The sequence below is a fragment of the bacterium genome (assembly GCA_021372615.1).
Taxonomy (GTDB): domain Bacteria; phylum Armatimonadota; class Zipacnadia; order Zipacnadales; family UBA11051; genus JAJFUB01.
Genome location: JAJFUB010000141.1, coordinates 24,441 through 44,701 on the forward strand (window position 1 = coordinate 24,441; position 20,261 = coordinate 44,701).

Annotated in this window: 16 protein-coding genes; 8 read left to right on the forward strand and 8 right to left on the reverse strand. The window is 68.4% G+C overall.

What is annotated here, in order from left to right:
* Nucleotides 1-18: 18 nt before the first annotated feature.
* The 6 genes from LLH23_20495 to ilvD all read right to left on the reverse strand — a co-directional run bounded on the left by LLH23_20495 (nucleotide 19) and on the right by ilvD (nucleotide 6,368).
* Nucleotides 19-876 (reverse strand): FAD/NAD(P)-binding protein, encoded by an 858-nt coding sequence (locus LLH23_20495; protein ID MCE5240850.1) that lies wholly within the window; start codon nucleotides 874-876, stop codon nucleotides 19-21.
* Between the two features lie 24 nt (nucleotides 877-900).
* A complete protein-coding gene (locus LLH23_20500) occupies nucleotides 901-1,560 on the reverse strand; it encodes a pentapeptide repeat-containing protein (protein MCE5240851.1) in 660 nt (219 codons plus the stop codon).
* A 51-nt stretch (nucleotides 1,561-1,611) separates the two neighbouring features.
* On the reverse strand, nucleotides 1,612-2,097 hold the full coding sequence (gene ilvN / locus LLH23_20505; protein MCE5240852.1) for an acetolactate synthase small subunit: 486 nt from the start codon (nucleotides 2,095-2,097) through the stop codon (nucleotides 1,612-1,614).
* A gap of 82 nt (nucleotides 2,098-2,179) precedes the next feature.
* Nucleotides 2,180-2,890 (reverse strand): hypothetical protein, encoded by a 711-nt coding sequence (locus LLH23_20510; protein MCE5240853.1) that lies wholly within the window; start codon nucleotides 2,888-2,890, stop codon nucleotides 2,180-2,182.
* Nucleotides 2,891-2,912: 22 nt separating this feature from the next.
* On the reverse strand, nucleotides 2,913-4,610 hold the full coding sequence (gene ilvB, locus LLH23_20515) for a biosynthetic-type acetolactate synthase large subunit (GenBank protein MCE5240854.1): 1,698 nt from the start codon (nucleotides 4,608-4,610) through the stop codon (nucleotides 2,913-2,915).
* Between the two features lie 96 nt (nucleotides 4,611-4,706).
* Complete coding sequence (gene ilvD, locus LLH23_20520; GenBank protein MCE5240855.1) at nucleotides 4,707-6,368, reverse strand: dihydroxy-acid dehydratase; 1,662 nt, start codon at nucleotides 6,366-6,368, stop codon at nucleotides 4,707-4,709.
* 613 nt (nucleotides 6,369-6,981) lie between these two features.
* On the opposite strand from ilvD, the gene LLH23_20525 reads away from it, so the two are divergent.
* From LLH23_20525 to LLH23_20560, 8 genes are all read left to right on the forward strand, one after another.
* Nucleotides 6,982-8,124, forward strand: a complete 1,143-nt coding sequence (locus LLH23_20525) for a hypothetical protein (GenBank protein MCE5240856.1) — start codon at nucleotides 6,982-6,984, stop codon at nucleotides 8,122-8,124.
* A gap of 73 nt (nucleotides 8,125-8,197) precedes the next feature.
* On the forward strand, nucleotides 8,198-9,688 hold the full coding sequence (locus tag LLH23_20530) for a hypothetical protein (protein MCE5240857.1): 1,491 nt from the start codon (nucleotides 8,198-8,200) through the stop codon (nucleotides 9,686-9,688).
* An 81-nt stretch (nucleotides 9,689-9,769) separates the two neighbouring features.
* Nucleotides 9,770-10,504: an SDR family oxidoreductase gene (locus LLH23_20535; GenBank protein MCE5240858.1), complete on the forward strand. Its 735-nt coding sequence runs from the start codon at nucleotides 9,770-9,772 to the stop codon at nucleotides 10,502-10,504.
* A 164-nt stretch (nucleotides 10,505-10,668) separates the two neighbouring features.
* On the forward strand, nucleotides 10,669-11,952 hold the full coding sequence (locus LLH23_20540; protein ID MCE5240859.1) for an FAD-dependent oxidoreductase: 1,284 nt from the start codon (nucleotides 10,669-10,671) through the stop codon (nucleotides 11,950-11,952).
* Nucleotides 11,953-12,091: 139 nt separating this feature from the next.
* Nucleotides 12,092-13,519: an Asp-tRNA(Asn)/Glu-tRNA(Gln) amidotransferase subunit GatB gene (gatB, locus tag LLH23_20545; protein ID MCE5240860.1), complete on the forward strand. Its 1,428-nt coding sequence runs from the start codon at nucleotides 12,092-12,094 to the stop codon at nucleotides 13,517-13,519.
* A gap of 28 nt (nucleotides 13,520-13,547) precedes the next feature.
* The gene (locus LLH23_20550; GenBank protein ID MCE5240861.1) at nucleotides 13,548-14,333 is read left to right on the forward strand and encodes a tetratricopeptide repeat protein; all 786 of its coding nucleotides are present in this window, start codon (nucleotides 13,548-13,550) and stop codon (nucleotides 14,331-14,333) included.
* Nucleotides 14,334-14,492: 159 nt separating this feature from the next.
* Nucleotides 14,493-15,869, forward strand: coding sequence for an FAD-dependent oxidoreductase (locus tag LLH23_20555; GenBank protein ID MCE5240862.1), 1,377 nt, complete (start codon nucleotides 14,493-14,495; stop codon nucleotides 15,867-15,869).
* Nucleotides 15,870-15,998: 129 nt separating this feature from the next.
* A complete protein-coding gene (locus tag LLH23_20560; protein MCE5240863.1) occupies nucleotides 15,999-18,002 on the forward strand; it encodes a cation:proton antiporter in 2,004 nt (667 codons plus the stop codon).
* Here LLH23_20560 and LLH23_20565 read toward each other — a convergent pair.
* Both LLH23_20565 and LLH23_20570 read right to left on the reverse strand, forming a co-directional pair.
* Nucleotides 17,992-18,711 (reverse strand): SDR family oxidoreductase, encoded by a 720-nt coding sequence (locus tag LLH23_20565; protein ID MCE5240864.1) that lies wholly within the window; start codon nucleotides 18,709-18,711, stop codon nucleotides 17,992-17,994. The two genes, LLH23_20560 and LLH23_20565, sit on opposite strands and share 11 nt — an antisense overlap.
* Before the next feature lies 1 nt (nucleotide 18,712).
* Nucleotides 18,713-20,194 (reverse strand): tagaturonate epimerase family protein, encoded by a 1,482-nt coding sequence (locus tag LLH23_20570; protein ID MCE5240865.1) that lies wholly within the window; start codon nucleotides 20,192-20,194, stop codon nucleotides 18,713-18,715.
* Between the last annotated feature and the right edge of the window lie 67 nt (nucleotides 20,195-20,261).

Sequence of the window (20,261 nt, forward strand, 5' to 3'; positions counted from 1 at the left end):
TAGATGGCGGCCCCAGGCTCACTCGGCCAGCTTCGCCAGTTCCGCCTGGCTGAACACCGGGCCGTCCTGGCAGACGAACTTGGGGCCCACGTTGCAGCGGCCGCACTTGCCGAAGCCGCACTTCATCTTGGCCTCGAGGCTGGCGAAGACCTGCTCGGGCGGCCAGCCCAGCTTGCTCAGCGCCACCAGTACGAAGTGGATCATGATCGGCGGCCCGACGGTGTAGAGCACGGCGTCCTCGTGCGCCGGGGCCAGCTCCTCCAGATACGCCGGCACGAAGCCCTCGTGGCCGGTCCAGGTCTCGTCGCCCTTGTCCACGGTGAGCTTCAGGTCCACGTCCGGTGAGGCTTCCCACTCGCTCAGCTTATCCTTGTAGGTCAGCATCCCCGGGTTGCGCGCCCCGTAGATGACCATCATGTTGCCATAGTCGCCGCGGTGCTCCAGCACGTACTCGACCACCGAGCGCAGGGGTGGCAGGCCGATGCCGCCGGCGACGATGACGAGGTTCTTGCCGACATGCTCGCGCATGGGGAAGCCGTTGCCGAAGGGACCGCGCAGGCCGATGGTATCGCCCTCGGACAGGCCATGGAGGGCGGTCGTGACGCGGCCCATCTTCTGCACCGAGAACCGCACCGGACGGTTGGGGCCGGCGGCGCTGGCAATGCCGAAGGGCGCCTCGCCCGCACCGAAGATCGAGCACTCGATGAACTGGCCCGGCATGTAGTCGAAGGTGGCGGCGCTGTCCGGGTCCTGGAAGACAGCCTCGAAGGTCATCAGCCCCGGCCCCTCACTCCGGATGGAGACGAGGGTGCACAGGTGCGGCAGGTAGGGGTTGCGGGTACCGTCCATCGCGTCTCTCACAGTGGCTTGAACCATGCAGCTCTCCGTCCGGTGGCGCGGCTACCGCCCGGCCCGGCGCAGTAGCTCCTCAATGTCCACCCCGTTGATCTTCAGCCCGCGAATGTCGCAGTTCTCCAGGGACACGTCCGAGAAGTCCGTGCCATAGAAGCTGGCGTCGCGGAAGGAGCCGCGCTCAAAGCGCGCATCGTCGAACTCGCAACCGCTCAGTCGCCCCGCGGAGAAGTCAACGTACTCAAACCGGCCATTACTGGCGTTGACGTTCTCAAAGCGGGCATCGCGCATCTCGGCACGCTCGAAGACCACTTCGCGCAGATCGCAGTAGGTCCACACCTGGCGCCGGGCGTCGCAGCGGTCGAACTTCATCTCCTCGAGGCCGACGTACGACAGGACCGAGCCCTTGAGCGTACCGTGCTCGAGCCGCGCGTCACGGATCTCGGCGTTGTACCACGTCAGCGAGGGGAGCTTCGCCTCGCGCAGGCTCAGGCGCGCCCACTCGCCACCCTCGATCTTGATGTCAGCACCGGTACAGCGCTGGAACTGCGCGCGCTCAAAGATGCACGCCGCGAACGAGGCGCCGGTGAAGTCACAGCGGCTGAAGTCGGCCTCCTTGAAGGTGCGCTGGTCGAAGGTGGGGGCGGTCTGGGCACCCGCCGCTGCGCCGATGATCATGGCAAGCAGGACAACGGTGGCTGTCCTCATCGTGGCACCTCCGCAGGAAGGCAACTCGCGTTGCGGTCGGCGAGCCGGGCGCTATGTCTTCTGTGCTCCCCGCGCCAGCACGACCTTGCCGGTCCGCACCATCTCGGTGATCCCGTAATCGCCCAGGTTCTTGATGAAGGCGTCTACCTTGCCGGAGTCGCCCACGACCTGCAGGATCAGCGTGCCGTTGCCGATGTCCACGACGTCGGCACGGAAGATCTGGCAGAGCTGCAGCACTTCCGAGCGCCGCTCGCGCCCGGCCTCGACCTTCACCAGGCACAGTTCCCGCTCCACTACCGCCTGACCTGTGTGGTCGAACACGGTCTGCACGTCGTGCAGCTTGTCCAGTTGCTTGACGATCTGCTGCAACGTGGCGTCGTCGGCATCCACCACGAGCGTGATGCGCGAGATGGCGGGATCCTGGGTGGTGCCCACGGCCAGGCTGTCAATGTTGAAGCCGCGCCGGGCGAATAGCCCGGCCACACGTGTCAACACGCGCGGCCGGTTCTTCACGAGTGCGGAGATGGTGTGTTTCATGTCGGGAACCTTTCCTGGTCGTCGGGGTGTGTCCCCACGCGGCCGGCCGGACCGGGCGCGGCGGGGACGGACCCCTCACCCTCTACTCGTACGGTGCAACGCTCAGCCGGTGACCGGCCCAGGCGCCCTGCCCGCGGGCCGAGATGATCCGCAGCGCTACCGGGCCATCGGCCTGCACGGCATAGCGGTCGTCGCCTGCGCGCAGCAGCACCTTCATGCCCGCCTTCACGCCCTGGATCACGTCGTCGTGGAAGGTCATCGAGACCTGTGCCTGCTCCAGGGCCGTCGCGGCATCCTCTTCGCTGCCGGTGTAGCGCGTGGTCCCGGGGCCGCAGTCGAAGCTCAGGGCCTCATCCAGCGGCATCCGGTCGGTGAAGACCGCGAGAACCTCGGCGGGGAAGCCCTCCTGCTTGTCGACCAGGTAGCAGTGGGCGTAGCGCCAGCCACCGCTCCTCTGCGGCACGAGCGCATGGTAGTCGAACCCGTCCCATACCCGCTCGTGAGCCTGCAGGCTGGCATCGCGCATGCTTTGCTCGCCCGCCAGCACCACTGACACCACGTATGGCCCCGGCTTGAGCTTCACGGCCACGGGGACGGTGCCCCGCAGGTACTTCTTGGCGAAGGCGCCAGGCCCCACGTCCGAGCCGGGATCCTTGGTGGCAGCAGCCTTGAGAGGCGTGACGTAGACGGCGGCGCCGGCGGCGCCGTAGGCGTACACGCGCAGGGGCTCATCGGCGGCCCAGCCGAGGCCCAGGCCGAACAGCACAAGCACTCCCAGCGTCGCTGCTCTCATGTGCCGCCTCCCTTCCCCGATGCTAGTCGCTCAGCGTCTCCTTGAGCATCATGTCATGAATGCTCTTGCCGGCGGGGATCATCGGGAACACGTTCTCTTCCCGGGCCACGTGGAAGTTCATCAGCACGGGCCGGTCGTTGATCTCCATGGCCTGCTCGATGATGCCGCTCACGGCGTCGGGATTGGCCGTCTCAAAGCCCACGCTGTCGTAGGCTTCGGCCAGCTTCACGAAGTCCGGCAGGGCGCACAACTCGACGGCCGAGTAGCGCTTGTCATAGAACAGGTCCTGCCACTGGCGCACCATGCCCAGGAAGCAGTTGTTGAGGATCACGACCTTCACGGGCAGTTGGTGGTGGCGCGCGGTGGCCATCTCCTGGATGTTCATCTGGATCGAGCCGTCGCCGGAGATGTCCACCACCAGGCGGTCGGGATTGCCAAACTGCGCGCCGATGGCGGCGGGATAGCCGTAGCCCATCGTGCCCAGGCCGCCCGAGGACAGCCAGTGCCGCGGCTTGTCCACCTTCATGTAGTGGGCCGACCACATCTGGTGCTGGCCCACGTCGGTCACCACGATGGCCTCCGGGCCGACGATCTCGTTCAGCTTCTCCAGCACGAACTGCGGCGGCATCCCCGCGTCGGTCCAGCGGTATGACAGCGCCATCTCCTGCTTTTTTTGCAGCAGCGCCTCTTCCCAGGCCGTGCGCTCCCGCGGCTTACACAGCGGTACCAAGGCCTCCAGGGCCGCGCGGGCATCGGCCACCAACGCCACGTCGGCATGACGGATCTTGTTGATCTCAGCCGCGTCGGCGTCAATGTGAATGACCTTGGTGCCCGGTGAGAAGAGCTTGGGGTTGCCGGTGACACGGTCATCGAAGCGCGCCCCGACCACGATCATCAGGTCGGCCTCGTGCAGGGCCCAGTTGGCATAACCCATGCCGTGCATGCCGGGCATGCCCATGGACAGATCGCGACTCTCGGGGTACCCGCCCTTGCCCAGCAGGGTGTGCACCACGCCGATGTTGCACGTGTCAGCAAGCTGGGTCACCAGATCGGCCGCCCCGGAGGCGATCACACCGCCGCCGATGTACAGCAGGGGGCGCTCGGCGCTGTTGATCAGGTCGGCCGCCTGCTGGACATCCGCGCTGTCGGGCAACTCGGGCGCGTGGTAGCCGTCCAGACCCTCGATGTTGCGCTCCGGATACGGCACGGGCCCGCGCTGGATGTCGGAGGGCAGGTCAATGAGCACCGGGCCGGGGCGGCCGGTGCGGGCGATATAGAACGCCTCGCGCACCGTGTTCACCAGATCGGCCTCGTTGGTGACCAGGTAGTTGTGCTTGGTCACCGGAATCGTGATCCCGGTGGTGTCGGCTTCCTGGAAGGAGTCCCGGCCGATGGCGGTGCGGGGGACCTGCCCGGTGAAGGCGACCATCGGGATCGAGTCCATGTAGGCGGTCGCCAGGGCGGTGACGAGGTTGGTGGCCCCGGGGCCGCTGGTCACCACGCATACGCCGACCTTGCCGGTAGAGCGGGAGTAGCCGTCCGCCATGTGACCGGCGCCCTGCTCGTGCCGTGGCAGGACGAGGCTGATCCCCTCGAAGTCGTACAGCGCGTCGAAGAAGGGGATGACCTGTCCGCCCGGGTAGCCGAACAGGGTGTCCACGCCCTCTTCACGGAGCGCCTTGAGCACCGCCAGGGCGCCTGGCATCATTTCCTGTGACATGAGTACCTCCAACTTGTCCGTCGTTCGTCGCTGCGGCAACGGCACCCGCTTCCTGCCCCATCGTTCCCGCGTTCCCGCCTTACCGTTCCCGCCGCCCTACTCCATCACCGCACCCTTGGCGGCGCTGGAGACGTTGCGGGCGTAACGGGCCAGCCAGCCCGTCTTGATGTTCGGCTCCGGCGCTACCCAACTCGCGCGGCGCTTGGCCAGCTCGGCTTCGTCTACCTGCAAGTCCAGCGTGCGGGCATCCAGATCAACAGCGATGGTGTCGCCGTCCTGGACCAGGCCCAGCGGGCCGCCCGAGGCGGCTTCCGGCGAGATGTGGCCCACCGACAGACCCTGCGTGCCGCCCGAGAAGCGCCCGTCAGTCAGCAGCCCGACAGTCTCGCCCTTGCCGATGCCAGCCAGGGCCGCGGTCGGGTTCAGGCCCTCGCGCATCCCGGGGCCGCCCTTGGGGCCCTCGTACCGCAGGACAATCCACGAACCATCCTCTATCTTGTTCTCCAGGATGGCGGCCATGGCGTCCTCTTCGCGATTGAAGCAGATCGCCGGGCCCGAGAACTTGCGCATGCTGTCCTTGACGGCCGACTGCTTGACGACCGCGCCCTCGGGGCAGAGACTGCCGCGCAGGATGGCGACGCCACCCTCGGTGTGGTACGGGTTGTCAAGCGGTCGGATGACTTCCGGGTTGGTGTTGCAGCCGCCGGCGGCAATCTCGCTGATCATCTTGCCGCTGCAGGTGACCGTGTCATCGAGCATGTCCCCGATGACGTTCAGCACCGCGGGGATGCCGCCGGCCCACTCCAGGTCCTCCATGAAGTGGTCGCCGGAGGGGCGCAGGTGCAGCAGCTGCGGCGTCACGCGCGACAGCTCGTCAAAGGCCTCGAGCGCCATGTTGACGCCGGCCTCATGGGCGATCGCCGGGATGTGCAGCGTCGTGTTGGTCGAGCCGCCCAGCACCATGTCCATGCGGATGGCGTTGCGAATGGCCTTCTCGGTCATGATCTGGCGCGCGGTCAGGTCCTCGTTGACCATGCCCACGATGCGCTCGCCGGACTCGAACGCGATCCGCTGCTTCCGGGACATGCCGGCCAGCGCCGTGGCGCAGCCGGGGAGGCTCATGCCCATGGCCTCGGTGAGGCACTGCATGGTGTTGGCCGTATAGAGGCCCTGGCACGAGCCGCAGCCGGGGCAGGCCTCACGCTCCAGCGCGTGGAGTTCGTCCTCGCTGATCTGCCCGCCGCGATACCGGCCCACGGCCTCGAAGGTGTCCTTGACCAGGTCCAGGCGGCGGCCCTGGTAGCGCCCGGTGAGCATCGGTCCGGCGGTGACGACGATGGCGGGGATATCCAGGCGTCCGGCGGCCATCAGCATTCCCGGGGTGATCTTGTCGCAGTCGGTCAGCAGCACCAGCCCGTCGAAGCCGTGGGCATAGGCCATGCTCTCGACGCTGTCGGCGATCAGCTCGCGGCTGGGCAGCGAGTAGTACATGCCGATGTGGCCCATGGCGATGCCGTCGCAGATGGCCGGGATGCCGAAGTTCATCGGCACGCCCCCGCCGGCGCAGATGCCCTGCTCGACCGCGCGCGCCAGTTGCCCCAGGCCGATGTGACCGGGAACGACATCGCTCCAGGCGTTGGCGATGCCGATGAAGGGCCCGTTCATGAGCTGCTTCTCGGTGTAGCCGCACGCATAGAGCAGGGCGCGCGACGGCGCGCGGGTGAAGCCTTCGACGAGGGGACCACTGTGCTTCTTCATGTCAGACCTCCGGTCTGGGCGTTGGGGACTGGGGATTGGGCATTGGGGACGGCCACCTTCCCAATGCCCAGTGCCTAGTGCCCAGAAAGCAAAACGCCTCTCATCCCGCCGGCCACGCAGTGACCGCATCATGGGACGAGAGGCCAGTGTAGGCTCCCGCGGTACCACCCATCTTCCGCCGGCGGAACTGTGTTCCGCGCACATGGCGGCTCTCGGACGCCCTTGCCGGTGGTTCCGCGCGTGAGGACACGCGCGGCCACGCGGCGCAGGCGTCGGCGCGGTAACGGGCGCACCCGGCACGAGCTACACCCTCGGTCTCACTCGTGCGGCTCAGGGGCGACGTTCAGCGGGGCCCGGCGCCAGGCTCTCAGCCCGCGATCCCGAAGGACCACGTGCCCGGCTCTCTGTAGCTCGGAACGGCCCGCCTACTCCTCCCCATCTCAGCCAGAGACGTCCTGATTGTGAGGGCAGTATAGCCTGCACCCCCCGCATCGTCAAGGGCGCGGTCCGCACCAATGCGCATGTTACACTGTTACTGAGTGAAGCAATCGGGTACAATAGGACGCAGCAAGTGGCGGCGGGGGGAGCATCCCGACTGGACGGAGGACACCCGATGTGGATCTCCTGCTGGAGTTGTGGTCAGGATGTGTGGCTCGAGACGCAGAAGCAGTGCCGACACTGCGATGCGCCGGTGCACCGTTGTGTGGACTGCGAGTACTACGACGCCGTAGGTCCCCTCTGTACCGCCCTCAACCTCGACCTCGATGGCGACGAAGCCGAGCAGCCCACGCGCCTCTCACTCTCGTTCAACTGCGCGGAGTTCCGCATGACGGAGGAAGCGGCGCAGCGCACCGGTCGCGCCGTTTTGAAGTCCCCGCCGGCGGGGGCGGCAGCCCCGGCGACAGCTGCCCGGCCGTCCGCGGCGCCGGCGAAGCCTGCCACGCCCGCACCGACAGCCGCACCCGCGGCGGCACCGGGGGACTTCATCACCATCCGCCGCGAGCCGCCGGTCAAATGCCCGCCGCTGCCCCTGGTGATTGCTCACCGCGGTGACTCCTCATCCGCCCCCGAGAACACCATCACCGCCTTCAAGGCCGCCCTCGCCGCCGGGGCGCACGCGGTTGAGTATGACGTGCACCTCACCCGTGACAGCCATCCGGTGGTCATCCACGACGCCACCGTGGACCGCTGCACCAACGGCAAGGGCCCGGTGGGGAGCATGACGCTGGCGGAGGTCAGGGAGCTGGATGCCGGCAGTTGGTTCGCGGGCCCCTTTGAGGGCGAGCAGGTCCCGACGCTCGACGAGGCCATCGAGGCTCTGCCCGGGCCGACGGTGCAGATCATCCACCTGCGCGATCACGAGAACGAGAGCGACCGCTGCGAGCGCGCCATCGCCGAGGCCATCGACCGACACAATTGCCGCAAGCGCGTGGCCATCACCCACCACACGCGCCATGGGCTGCAGCGCCTACGGGAGCTGGACCCGCTGCTACGGCTGTGCTGGATCCCGTACGGCGGCCAGCCCGGCGAGGAGTACGTGGACGATGCGTACTACCTGGGCTGCCGGGTCATTCAGCCCCGCATCTCGGAGGTGGATGAGCACCTCGTGAAGTACGCCCATGACAAGGAGATGTGGGTCAGCGTCTTCTGGGCCGACGAGCTCGCGGACATGGAGCGGATGATCGGCCTCGGCGTGGACGCGATCATCACGAACTACCCGCGCCGTCTGAAGGACACGCTGAAGGCGTTCGCGTAGCGCCTCCGTACAGGTCCTTCGGGCCTGCAGGTCGAACCCTCGGCCAACACCTCATGTGACCGGGGGTTTCTTCGTGCCTTCAGACCGCTACGCCAACGCCAAGTGGGGCGGCAGCCTCGCCGAGGACGCCGCCCGTGACCCGCGCGTGGACGACCCCTCCCTCGAGCAGATGGCGGCCCACCTCCACGACCTGGCGGCGCGCTATCCGGAATGCGTCACCCAGGAGGCCATCGGCCAGTCGGTCGCCGGCCATGACCTGCACCTGGTCGAGGTGACTGACCGCAAAGTGCCGGACGAGGACAAGCAGGTCGCGGTGTTCGTCGGCGCCGAGCACGGCGACGAGCACAGCGCCACGACCTCGCTCCTGACGCTGCTGGACTGGCTGGTGACGCCGGAGGCCCAGGCCATCCGCGAGCGCCAGCGCGTGCTGGTGATCCCCTGCGCCAACCCCGACGGCTACGACACCTTCCACTTCCAGAACATGAACGGTGCGAACCTGTACGCCGACTACACGCTGGACGGCGAGCCGACCCAGCCGGAGTCGCAGGCGGTGTGGGCAGTCATCGCCCGCGAGCAGCCGGAGGTCATCGGGTCCTGCCACGGCGCCTGGCGGGTCGTGCGCTACGCCACTTTCGAGAACTGCCAGGGCTCGTACGGCACCAGCCGCTACGACCGCACCCACAGCCGGCTCTTCGCCGAGGAGGTGCTACGGGCTTGCGAGGAGGCGGGCTACCCGCAAGACCGCATGGAGGAGGATGCCGAGCGCATCCTCTCCCCTCTCCCCGGCTGTGAGCACCACTCGTTCCGGACCGCCGGGGGCGTCACCGGCGGCGTCTGCGCCTACCATCGCTTCCACACGATGCTCTTCTCGATGGAGATCATGTACGAGGCGAGCGGCCTCATCAAGCTGCGCAAGATCCTGGAGCTGGGGAACCAGCCGTGGCGCTACGAGAAGGACCGCGGCTACCCGGTGCGCGTGGTGCTGCCCCCGGAGCCGTTCGCGGTGGCCGCCTACGGCCAGACGGCCGCCCAGCGCCGCCGCAGCCGCGTGGAGCTGTGGCAGAACAACTGCTGCCTGTCCCGCTACCAGCTCCCCCAGCCACAGGCGCCACACCTGTTCGGGCTGGCGCTCAGCATCGCGCCCGAGGACCGGGCGTGCGGCGCAGTGACGGTGGACGAGGCGCTGACACACTTCGGCCAGGATCCGAACATCGAGGCCGAGCCGCTGCGGCAAGCGTTCGGGTCGCTCCTGACACACTGGTGGGCGCGGTATGACGAGCCGGGCGCGGTCCAGGATGTCCCGCGCCACGCGTTTGACGAGATCAAACACGGGGCCTGCCTACGGGTGCGCATGCTGCCGGGCTCGCGGGTCCGGCGCGTGCTGGTCAATGGCCGCGAGGCGCCTGTCTCCCCCGTGGACGGCTACGAGACGTGGACGCCACACCAGCACTACCCGATCGTGCAGATCAACCTGCCGCCGGGCAAGAGCCTGGCGGCGCCGAATGGGCGCCTGCGCCGGGTCGTCTGCACGGTTGAGATGGAGCCGGGGCGCGTGGGGCGGTAGGGCAAGTCGGCCACATTGTCCCGCCCCCGGGCCTGTGATAGACTACGCAGGTCTTTCCAATCCAGAAGGGGAGAGCGCACCATGTCACAGACTTCGCTCAACGGCGCCGTCGCCATCGTCACAGGTGGTTCGGTCGGCTATGGCTACGGCATCGCCAACGTACTCAAGCAGCGCGGGGCGCAGGTGTGGATCACCGCCCGCCGCCCCGACCGTCTGCAGGCCGCGGCCGAGCAGCTCGGCGTGCAGGCGGTACCGGCTGATGTCACCGTGCCGTCGGACTGGGATCGGGTCGTGCAGACCGTCCTGGACAAGTCGGGCCGCGTGGATGTGCTCATCAACAACGCGGGGGCCGGGATCAACATCGCCCCGCTGGTGGACCTGAGCGACGACGACATCGCCAGTTGCATCGCGACGAATCTGACCGGCGTGATGTACGGCTGCCGGCGCGTCGCGCCCTTGCTCAAGGCGCAGGGCTCCGGCACCATCATCAACATCTCCAGCATCTGCGACCAGCAGGCCTGGCCGGGCTTCAGCATCTACGGCGCCGCCAAAGCCGGACTGCTCTCGTTCTCCAACCACCTGTACGTCGAGATGCGCGAGTTCGGCGTGCGCGTCACGTGCCTGACCCCCTCCTGGGGCAACACCGACTTCACCGCCGCCCTGGGCTGGGAGGCCAAGCCGGACGACATCCGGCGCAAGATGACCCAGCCCGATGAGCTGGGTGAGATCGTGGCCCAGGTGTGCGAACTCCCGGCGCATCTCGTCATGCCGACGCTGATGGTCCTGCCCCTCGTGCAGGACATTGTGCCGTTCTGACGTTCCGTTCCAGAAGCAGCCGACCCATCCCGGACGGGCAGGCGGCCTCGCCTGCCCGTCTCCAGTGCGCGTGGGCGAGGCCGACCGCGCTACTGCAGGATGGGACCAGCTGCGGAGACACGCAGTAAGCCCTGTCTTGCCTTGCCCGGTTTCGAGGTGTACGCGTGACACAGTACGACCTGATAGTCATTGGCGGCGGGGCGGGTGGGACGGGCGCGGCCCTCACGGCCGCGCGCCTGGGCCTACGGACGCTCTGGGTGGAGAAGGAGCGGACGCTCGGCGGCACCGGGGTGCACAGCCTGGTCAGCACCTGGCAGCCGGCGGTGAGTCGGGGGGCGCTCGCCCGCGAGTTGGCCGAGACGCTCGTGAGCCGGGGCCAGGCCCACTACATCGGCCCGGACCTGAACACCCCCACGGGCCGGCCGCTGTACCGCCATGTCGAGGGCGCCAGCTATGATGACACGCTGCGGCGCTGGGGGGACCGCGAACGCCGCCTGATCTCCCCCCATCCGGCCTACACACCCGAGGCGATGAGCGCCCTCCTGGCCGAACTGGCTGCGAGCCTGCCCACGCTGGAGGTCTGGACCGAGACGGTGTTCCTGCAGGCCCACACCGAGCCCGGCAGGGACGGCCTGCGGCGCATGACGGGGCTCACTGTGGAGCGCGGGGGCAAGCCCGAGCGCGTGGAGGGCGGCGCGTTCATTGACGCCACCGGGGATGTGCTCGTGGCCCGTGACGCCGGCTGCGAGACAGCCTGCGGCCGCGAGAGCCAGGATGTCTACGGAGAGTCCCTGGCTCCCCCGGAGCATGAGTTCCGCCTCAACGGCTGGACGCTGTGCTTCGAGGTGCGGCTCGGGCCGGATCGCGTGGCCCTGCCGGATGAGGGCTGGGGACATGACGGCACCTGGGCCCATATCAGCCAACTGCCCGACGGCGCCTACAACATCAACATGGTCTACCAGCTTTCGGGCGAGGCGGGATGGCGGATGGGCCCCGAGCAGGCGCGCGAGGTGCTGCTGACCAACGTGGCTCGGCGCTGGCCGGGCGTACGGGCGGCCTATGGGCTCCAGGAATACGGCATCAGCCGCCTGGCCGCGCGGGTGGGCGTGCGGGAGGGCCCGCGCCTGGTCGGGCGCTATGTCCTGACCGAGCACGACGTGCGGCGCGGCGACTGGGGGCGGCACCATCCGGACTGCATTGCCTGGACCGATCATGCCATGGACCGGCACTCGCCCGACGGCGGCTGCATCGAGGATAACAACGGCCCGCTGGGGATCCCCCTCCGGTGCGCGCAGACGCGGGAGTTCGACAATCTCCTGGTAGCATGCCGGGGCGCCAGCTTCTCGAGCCTGGCCGCCTCGGCGGTGCGCCTGCAGCGCACAGTAATGGAGCTGGGCGAGGCGGCCGCGCGGCTCGTGGCCGGGGCCGAGCAGGACCGCTGCGAGTAGCCGTTGAGCGACGGGACGGGGCGGGATCCCCGTCGGCTGCGCCGACACCCCGCCTTGGAACGGCTGTTCCCCGCGCTCCTTGCCTCCCACCTGCCCAAACTGCTACAATCAGTTCACCCCAAACAGGCGGAAGTGATCCGTGATGTACGAACCCCTGGTGGGCGTGGAAGTCCATGCCCAACTGACGACTGACTCGAAGATGTTCTGCCCGTGCAAAGCCGAGTTCGGGGCCGACCCCAACAGCAACGTCTGCCCCGTCTGCCTGGGTCTACCCGGCTCGCTGCCTGTGACCAACCGCAAGGCCGTCGAACTGGTCATCCGCACCGGGCTGGCTCTGGGCTGCGAAGTTGGCACCCTCTGCCGCTTCTATCGCAAGAATTACTTCTACCCCGACCTGCCCAAGAACTACCAGATCAGCCAGTACGACGAGCCGTTGACCTTTGGCGGCCACATGGACCTGACCGTGGAGGGCCGGCCGGTGCACATCCGCATCCGCCGCGCGCACCTGGAAGAGGACACCGGCAAGAACATCCACCTGCCCAACGGCCAGAGCCTCGTGGAGTACAACCGGGGCGGCCTGCCCTTGATGGAGATCGTCACCGAACCGGACTTCACCTCCGCTGCACAGGTGCGTGAGTACCTGCTGCAACTACGGCGGCTGCTGCGCTACCTGGGCGTCTCAACCGGCAACATGGAAGAGGGCGCCATGCGCGCCGAGCCCACGGTCAACCTCAAGAACCACGAAACCGGCCAGGCCACGCCCAAGGTCGAGATCAAGAACCTCGCCTCGATCAAGGCCGTGCACGATGCCGTGGCCTATGAGATCGCCCGGCAACGGCGCGCGCTGGAAGACGACGAGCCCATGCAGCAGGAGACGCGCCGCTGGAACGAGGCCCTGCAGGCGACGACCGTCATGCGGACCAAGGAGTCGGCGGCCGACTACATGTACTTCCCCGAGCCGGACCTGCCCCCCATGCAGCCGTCAGCCGAGTGGGTGGCGGAGATCCGCGCCAGCCTGCCGGAAGTCCCCATGGCCCGGCAGCAGCGCTTCATGAGTGAGTATGGCCTGCCCGAGTACGACGCGGGCGTGTTGACCGAGAGCCGCGAGGTGGCGGACTACTACGAAGCCGCTGTCGCGGCCTGCGGCGACGCCAAGGCGTGCAGCAACTGGGTCATGGGCGACCTGATGCACCAGCTCAACGAGACCAATCTGGGCATTGCCGACTGCCCGGTCTCGCCGGAGCGGCTGGGCGAACTCGTCGCGGTGATCCATAAGGGCACGATCAGCCACAACATCGCCCAGCAGGTCTTCCCGAAGATGTGGGAGACGGGCCGGTCGCCGCGCGAGATCATCGCCGCGGAGAACCTGGCGCTGATCAGCGACACCTCCGCCATCGAGCAGCTTGTGGATGAGGCCATCGCGGCCAACCCCAAGGCTGTGGCTGACTATCGCGGTGGCAAGGAGAAGGCCATCGGCGCCATCCAGGGGCACGTCATGCGCGCGACCAAGGGGCAGGCCAATGCTCAGGTGGTCAATGCGCTGATCCTGGAGAAACTGAAGTCCTAGCGTCTCGCCCGCTCGAGGAACCGCCACCGTGGACCCGGGTGCTGCCGGCACTGTTGGTTTCGCGATGTTCAAGGGGGCGGCCATCGTCTTTGCGATGATGGTCATGGCCTACCCGATCTATCGCGTGGTCAGCCTCTACTTCGACCGTGCGCTCAACGGCAGCGAGACTGCGCTGTACCTCGTCGCCCTGCTCTTCCTCTTCCTGGGCATCATCGTCGGCTGGGGCACGCCGCTGGGCTGGCTGCTGCTGCTGGCGCTCCTGGTCGGCTGCATGGGCCTGCCGGTCATCAACCACATGGCTGACCGCATGGCCCTGCGCAGCATGGAGGACGGGGACATTAAGCAGTTCTCCGAGGCCCTCCGCCGGCAGCCCCGCAACACCTACCTCCACGACCGCCTGGCCCGCATCTTCCTCAGCCGCCGCGAGTATGAACTGGCGCTCTCGCACGCCAAGCAGGCCCACGAAATCAGCCCCGACGACCCGGCCTTCAAGCGCCTGGTCGAGCGCATCCAGACCGAGCAGCGCCGCGTGGAGCAGCACCTGAAGATCTGCCCCAAGTGCTTCTCTGAAACCCCCGCCGAGGCCGGGGCGTGCCTGCAGTGTGGCTTCATGTTCACTGACCCGGCCGATCTGTTGCGGACGCTGTGGTCGCGGCCCGCACTGGAGGCGGTCAAGTGGTCCGGCCTGGGGATGCTCCTGGTCGGGCTGGTGCTGCTTATCTTCCACACCAGCCTGCTCGCCGCCAGCTTCCTGATGATGGTCGGGATCGCGAGCCTCTTCTGGATGATGTACGCCACCTTCAGCCGACGCTAATGGACCGTGGGCTTCCCAGCCCGCGCGTTTGCGGCCCCAGCAAGGCGCGGGCTGGAAAGCCCGCGCTCCAACGCCAGCCACGCAGGTCCCCCAGTCGTCCATCACGAAATCGCCCACGCATCCCACCACCCACATCCGACTGGAGAGAAGGAAGAGTCCATGCGAACTATCGCTGAACCCGCGCGCGAGATACCTGTCATCCGCGAGGTGGATGTCTGCGTGGTCGGCGGCGGGCCCGGCGGCCTGCCCGCTGCCTGGCAGGCTGCCAAGCACGGGGCCAAGACGCTGCTCATCGAGAGCTTCGGCTTCCTCGGCGGCCAAGCGACGGCCGGCTACGTCGGCCCGATGCTGGGCCTGCAGGAGGTGGGCAGCAACAAGCCCACGGCAGAGGGTGTCACGCGCGAGTTCGCGGACCTGATGCACGACATGGGTGCCGGACGGCCGTGGGAAGAGCACGTCAAGAGCGGCTGCATCGCGTTCGACGCCGAGACGATGAAGCTCGCGGCCGACCGCATGTGCGCCCAGACGGGCGTCGAGCTGCTGCTGCACGCCAACTTCGCGGCGTCAGTGGTCGAGGGCAACGCGCTCAAGGCGATCATCATCGAGAGCAAGTCCGGCCGGCAGGCCATCGTCGCCAAGTGCTTCGTGGACGCCACCGGCGACGCCGACGTGGCCTTCCGCGCCGGGGCCGAGTGCACCAAGGGCCGCCCGGCCGACGGCTTGATGATGGCGATGGGCAGCTCGTTCATTGTCGGCGGCGTAGACCGGATGAAGCCCGAGCAGCGCGAGGAGGCCGTGCGCCTGGTCAACGAGGCCCGCGACGCCGGCCTCTTCCATGTGTACGGCATCGGCTTTGGCGGACACGGTTCGGTGCTGCGGCAGGGCTACGGCTGCTGCAACATGACGCGCTTCATGGGCGACGCCACCGATGTGGAGGACCTGACGCGGGGCGAGGTCTACACCCGCGACCAGATCAGCCGCATCGTCAGCTTCTGGCGCGACAAGGTGCCGGGCATGGAGGAGGCACACCTAGTGGCGACGCCGCCGATGATCGGCATCCGCGAGACGCGGCAGCTCGTGGGCCTGGAGCGCGTCACGGGCGCGGACGTCGTCGAGGGCAAGAAGCTGACGGACGCGGTGGCGCGCTGCTCGTACTGGATTGACATCCACTGCCCGCGCGGGCTGGCCAACAGCAGGGGCCTACACCTGTGCCGCAAGGCCTGCCCGAACACGGACTGCTACATGATCCAAGAGCACATGGACGAGTTGCCCGACGAGCTGTACCCGCCTGACTACTTCGACATCCCCTACGGAGCGCTGGTGCCGACGCAGATTGACAACCTGCTGGTCAGCGGGCGCTGCTGCTCGCTGGATGTTCAGGCCATGTCGGCCGTGCGCGTGATGATCCCCGTGATGGCCATCGGTGAGGCATGCGGCGTGGCGGCGGCGATGGCGGCCGACAAGACCGTGGCGCCGCGCCGCGTGGACGTGCAGGAGCTGCGGGGGAAGCTGCAGGCGGCACACTGCGTGTGCTGAGTTGCGCGACGAGCGCCGGCGGGTGGCACGTCGCCTGACCGCCCGCCGGCGCTCGTCCGGGGCGTCCTCGTTTCCCCTCCTGCGGAGGCCTCACGGCCGCCGTCGTCGAACCCCCTCCACATGCACGACATGTCTCTGTTGCGTGACCTGCTGGTGGTCATCGCGGCCTCGCTGGTCGTGGTTGTGGTACTGCGGCGTCTGCGCGTGCCGCCCGTCGTCGGCTTCCTCGTCTCGGGCATCCTAATCGGTCCCGGGGGACTGAAGCTCGTCGGCGACCGCGAGGCTGTGGAGATGCTGGCCGAGGTGGGCGTCGCCCTGCTGCTCTTCACCATCGGGCTCAAGTTCTCGCTGCGCGAGATGCTGCGGCTGCGCCACTGGGTCTTCGGGGCAGGCCTGCTACAGGTCGTGCTGACGATCGGCGCGACGCTGGGCGCATGCCGGTTGTTTGGTCTACCGCCTCGTCTCGGCGTGTTCGTGGGTTTCGTCGTCGCCCTGTCCTCAACGGCGATCGTCCTCAAGCTGCAGGAGGAGCGCGGTGAGAGCGACACACCCTCCGGGCGCCTGTGCCTGAGCGTCCTCATCTTCCAGGACCTGGCGGTCGTGCCACTCCTGCTGCTGGTGCCCATGCTGGAGACGGGGCTCGCGGACTGGGCGGGCGCGCTGCTGGGATTGCTCCGCTCACTGGCCCTGGTCGCACTGCTGCTAGTCGTCGCGCGGCTGCTCATTCCGCTGGTGCTGGAGACCGTCGTCCGTGTCCGCAGCCCCGAGGTGTTCGTCCTCACGATCATCGCCCTGGCGATGGGGACGGCCTATGTGTCGGCGCAGGCTGGCCTGTCGTTGGCTCTCGGGGCGTTCCTGGCGGGCATCGTCATCTCCGAGACCGACTACTCCCATCACGTCATCGCCCAGATCATGCCGGTGCGCGACGCCCTCAGCAGCCTCTTCTTCATCTCCATCGGTATGCTCGTGTCCCCATCGGCGTGGTTGGGCGCCGCGGGTACGCTGGCGGTGCTCATTCCGGGCCTCGTCGTGCTCAAAGCGTTGGTCGTCGTCCTGGTGGGGCTCTGCTTCGGCCTGGGACTGCGCAACGGCCTCCTGGCTGGCCTGGCGCTCGCGCAGGTCGGGGAGTTCTCGTTCGTACTGCTGCGCGCGGCGGGGCCCGGTCTCCTCGACGAGACCACCGGGCAACTGCTCCTGTCTTCCTCGGTTGCCACGATGCTGCTGACCCCGTTGCTCATGGCCCTGGCGCCGGCGGCGGCGGTGCGCCTGCAGGCTGCCGCCCATCGCCTGGTGTCTCTCCCCCCTCCGTCGTCCCGCCAGGACGAGGCTGCGGGGGAGGGCCCGCCACCGCTGAGCGACCATGTGGTCATCGTCGGCTACGGCGTGAACGGCCGCAATGTGGCGCGGGTGCTGGCCCGGCTGGAGACCCCGTTTGTCGTGGTGGAGCTGAACCCCTACACGGCGCGGGAGGTGACGGAGGCAGGAACACCGCTGGTCTACGGGGACGCCTGTCAGGAGCCGCTGCTGCGCCAGGCCGGGGTCGAGCGGGCCCGCGTGCTCGTCGTCGCTGTCGCCGACCCTCTGGCCGTACGCTGCATCACGGCCATCGCGCGGGGCCTGCACCCGACGCTGCGGATCATCGTGCGTACGCGTTTCGTGGCGGAAGTGGAGGAACTGACGCGCCTGGGAGCAGATGAGGTCGTGCCCGAGGAGTTCGAGACCTCGCTCGAGCTGGTTGGGCGCGTGATGGCTGCCTACGGCGCGCCGGCCTGGCGAGTCGAGCGCGCCCAGGCAGCGCTGCGGCGTCAGGGCTATCTGGCCCTGCGCGACCCGGCGTGCGGACAGGCCCCGCGAGCCACCATGGCTCTACTCCTGGCCGACGCTGACGTCGAAGTCGTGGAACTGGAGGATGGGGCGCGTGGGGTGGGCGCCACCTTGCGGCAGTTGGACCTGCGCGCCCGCACCGGCGCAGCCGTGGTGGCCCTTGTGCGCCGCGCTGAGCCCATCGCCAACCCCTCGGCCGATGAGGCGCTGGAGGCCGGTGATCGGGTCGTGCTCATGGGGGATGCAGCGGCCTTGACGCGCGCTGAGACACTGCTGACTGCCCGGCCGGAAGCCGAAGTCAGTCAATGAGGAACCCGCCGTTGATGTCCATGACCTCACCGGTGATGTAGCCCGCGAAGTCTGACGCCAGGAAGGCCACGGCGGCGGCGACCTCCTGCGGCGTGCCCAGCCGGCCGACGGGAATCTGCGCGGCTAGCTCGGCGCGGATCGCCGGGTCGGTCATCTCTGTCTCAATGAACGCCGGGGCCAGCGCGTTGGCCGTGACGTGCGGCGCGCCCTCGCGCGCCAGCGACTTCGTCAGGCCCATCAGCCCGGCCTTGGAGGCCGTGTAGGCCGCCCCCGTGGTCAGGCCCCCCGCCTTGCCGGCCATGCTCCCCATGTTGATGATCCGCCCCCACCCCCGCTCCTTCATCTGCGGCAGCACCATCCGGCTGAGCATGAACGCCCCGGTCAGGTTGACCTTGAGCACATGCTCGAACAGCTCTGTATCCAGCTCCGGCAGGCGCTCCTTGCTCTGCACCCCGGCGTTGTTGACGAGGATGTCCACGCCACCGAAGGCCTCGGTCATCTGCGCCACGGCGGCCTGCAGTTCCGTCTCCACCGTCACGTCCGCGGCCAGCGGCAGCACCATGTCGGGCAGGTTCGCCAGCGCGCAGGTGTTCATGTCCAACGCAGCGACCAGGCAGCCTTCGTCGCGCAGACGCAAAGCGATGGCGCGTCCGAGGCCTTGCGCCGCGCCTGTCACCAGTGCCGTCTTCCCGGACAGTCCCAGGTCCATGTCAGTCCTCCCTGGCCTCGGCCAGATGCAGCCCGTCAATCATCCGCAGCGTCAGCTCCTCGACCGCCTGGTCGAACCGTCGCCGGAAGGTCGCGTCGCTGCGCACGTAGCGCAGCAGCGCCTCCCGCCAGGGGCGGCCACCCGTCTCGTCCCGCATGTTGAGCGACAGGTACTCGTTGAAGCGGAAGAAGTCGGCACGCGGATCGCGGCGCAGGCTCGGGGCGCGCTTCACCTGCTCATCGTAGGCGGCAACCTGCTGCCGCAATGACGGCGTCACCAGCGGGCCACCAGTGGCCAACTCGTGGCGCAGGTACGTCTCGACCGCATCGAAGAGGCCCTCATACAGCACCCGTCCCGTGCTGCCCGGCGGCAGGGCCGCCAGGTGTTCGAGGAGCAGTTCGTAGTACTGGTCGCTGACCTTGAACTTGCAGTTCCCGCCGCAGCCGGCCACGATCGCGGCCCACGTCCCGGCGCCCCTGTTGGTGTCGGGGTTGGTCCCGTCGCCCGAGTGGATCGAGAGCAGCCCGCCGGCGATGCCACGCACGATGGCATCCTGCTGCCGCACCCGTCGCGTGAGCAGCGCAAGATCGCCCGTGTAGTCCAGCCGCTTGGCGAAACCGACGTTGGGCCCCAGGTAGTGGCAGGGCAAGCCGAGCGACTGCCACTCGACGAGGGTGAAGAGCGCCTCGCGCGGCGTCGTGGGACCGGCGGTCTCGTCCAGCGCGATCTCCCAGCTGAACGGCTGGTCGCCCAGCTTCTCCCGGCAGTACCGGTACAGCTCCGCGCTGGCCTGCAGGCTGTCGTGGAACTTCAGCGCCAGCCGCATGGCCTGTGATGCGGAGATACTGACCGAGACGCGACCCCCGCCGTACGCGGGGAGGCGCCACGCGCGCCCGTAGCGGTCGAGCAGGTCGCGCCCCGGCTGGCCGGGAAAGCGCCGCCGGAACTCGCGCTCGACTGCTGCCCCGGTCAGCCGGTCGGCCCCGAGCCAGTACAGGTCGGAGGCGTCAATGGTGAAGCAGCCGACGAGACCCGTGGCGGCAGCCTCGTCAATGCACAGCCGGTAGTAGGCCAGGGAGCGCTGCAACTGCTCGGGGCTGACGTGCCCGTGCGCATGGTCACCGGAGATGCGCCGCAGTGACGCGGCCTGCGACCCGATCAGGATCATGTGGTCGCCCTCGATCTCTACGGCCACACCGAGGCGCCGGGCCTCGCGGTCGCCGAGGGTCATGTACTCACGGATCGAGGTGCCGGTGTGGCCGCGGGTGATCTCCCACGTGCCGGGCGGGGCGGTGATGACGCTCTCGGGCGCGGTCTCACGGCCGAAGGAGAGCGTCAACTCGCCGGGCACCCCGCGCGCCCGGTAGGCCGCAAGGATGCCCGGCAGGAACAGCTCCGGCAGGCGGATGCCCGTCGAGGAATGGCGCACGACGCCGAGCCAGGTGGCGCCGGCGTCGCCCTGATGCCGCAATGATTGAGTCATGCACGTTCACGCGCTTAGGGCGCGGGTGCCGCGTCGTGTGCGGCGGGCCCCGCGTCGGTCCGTGGGG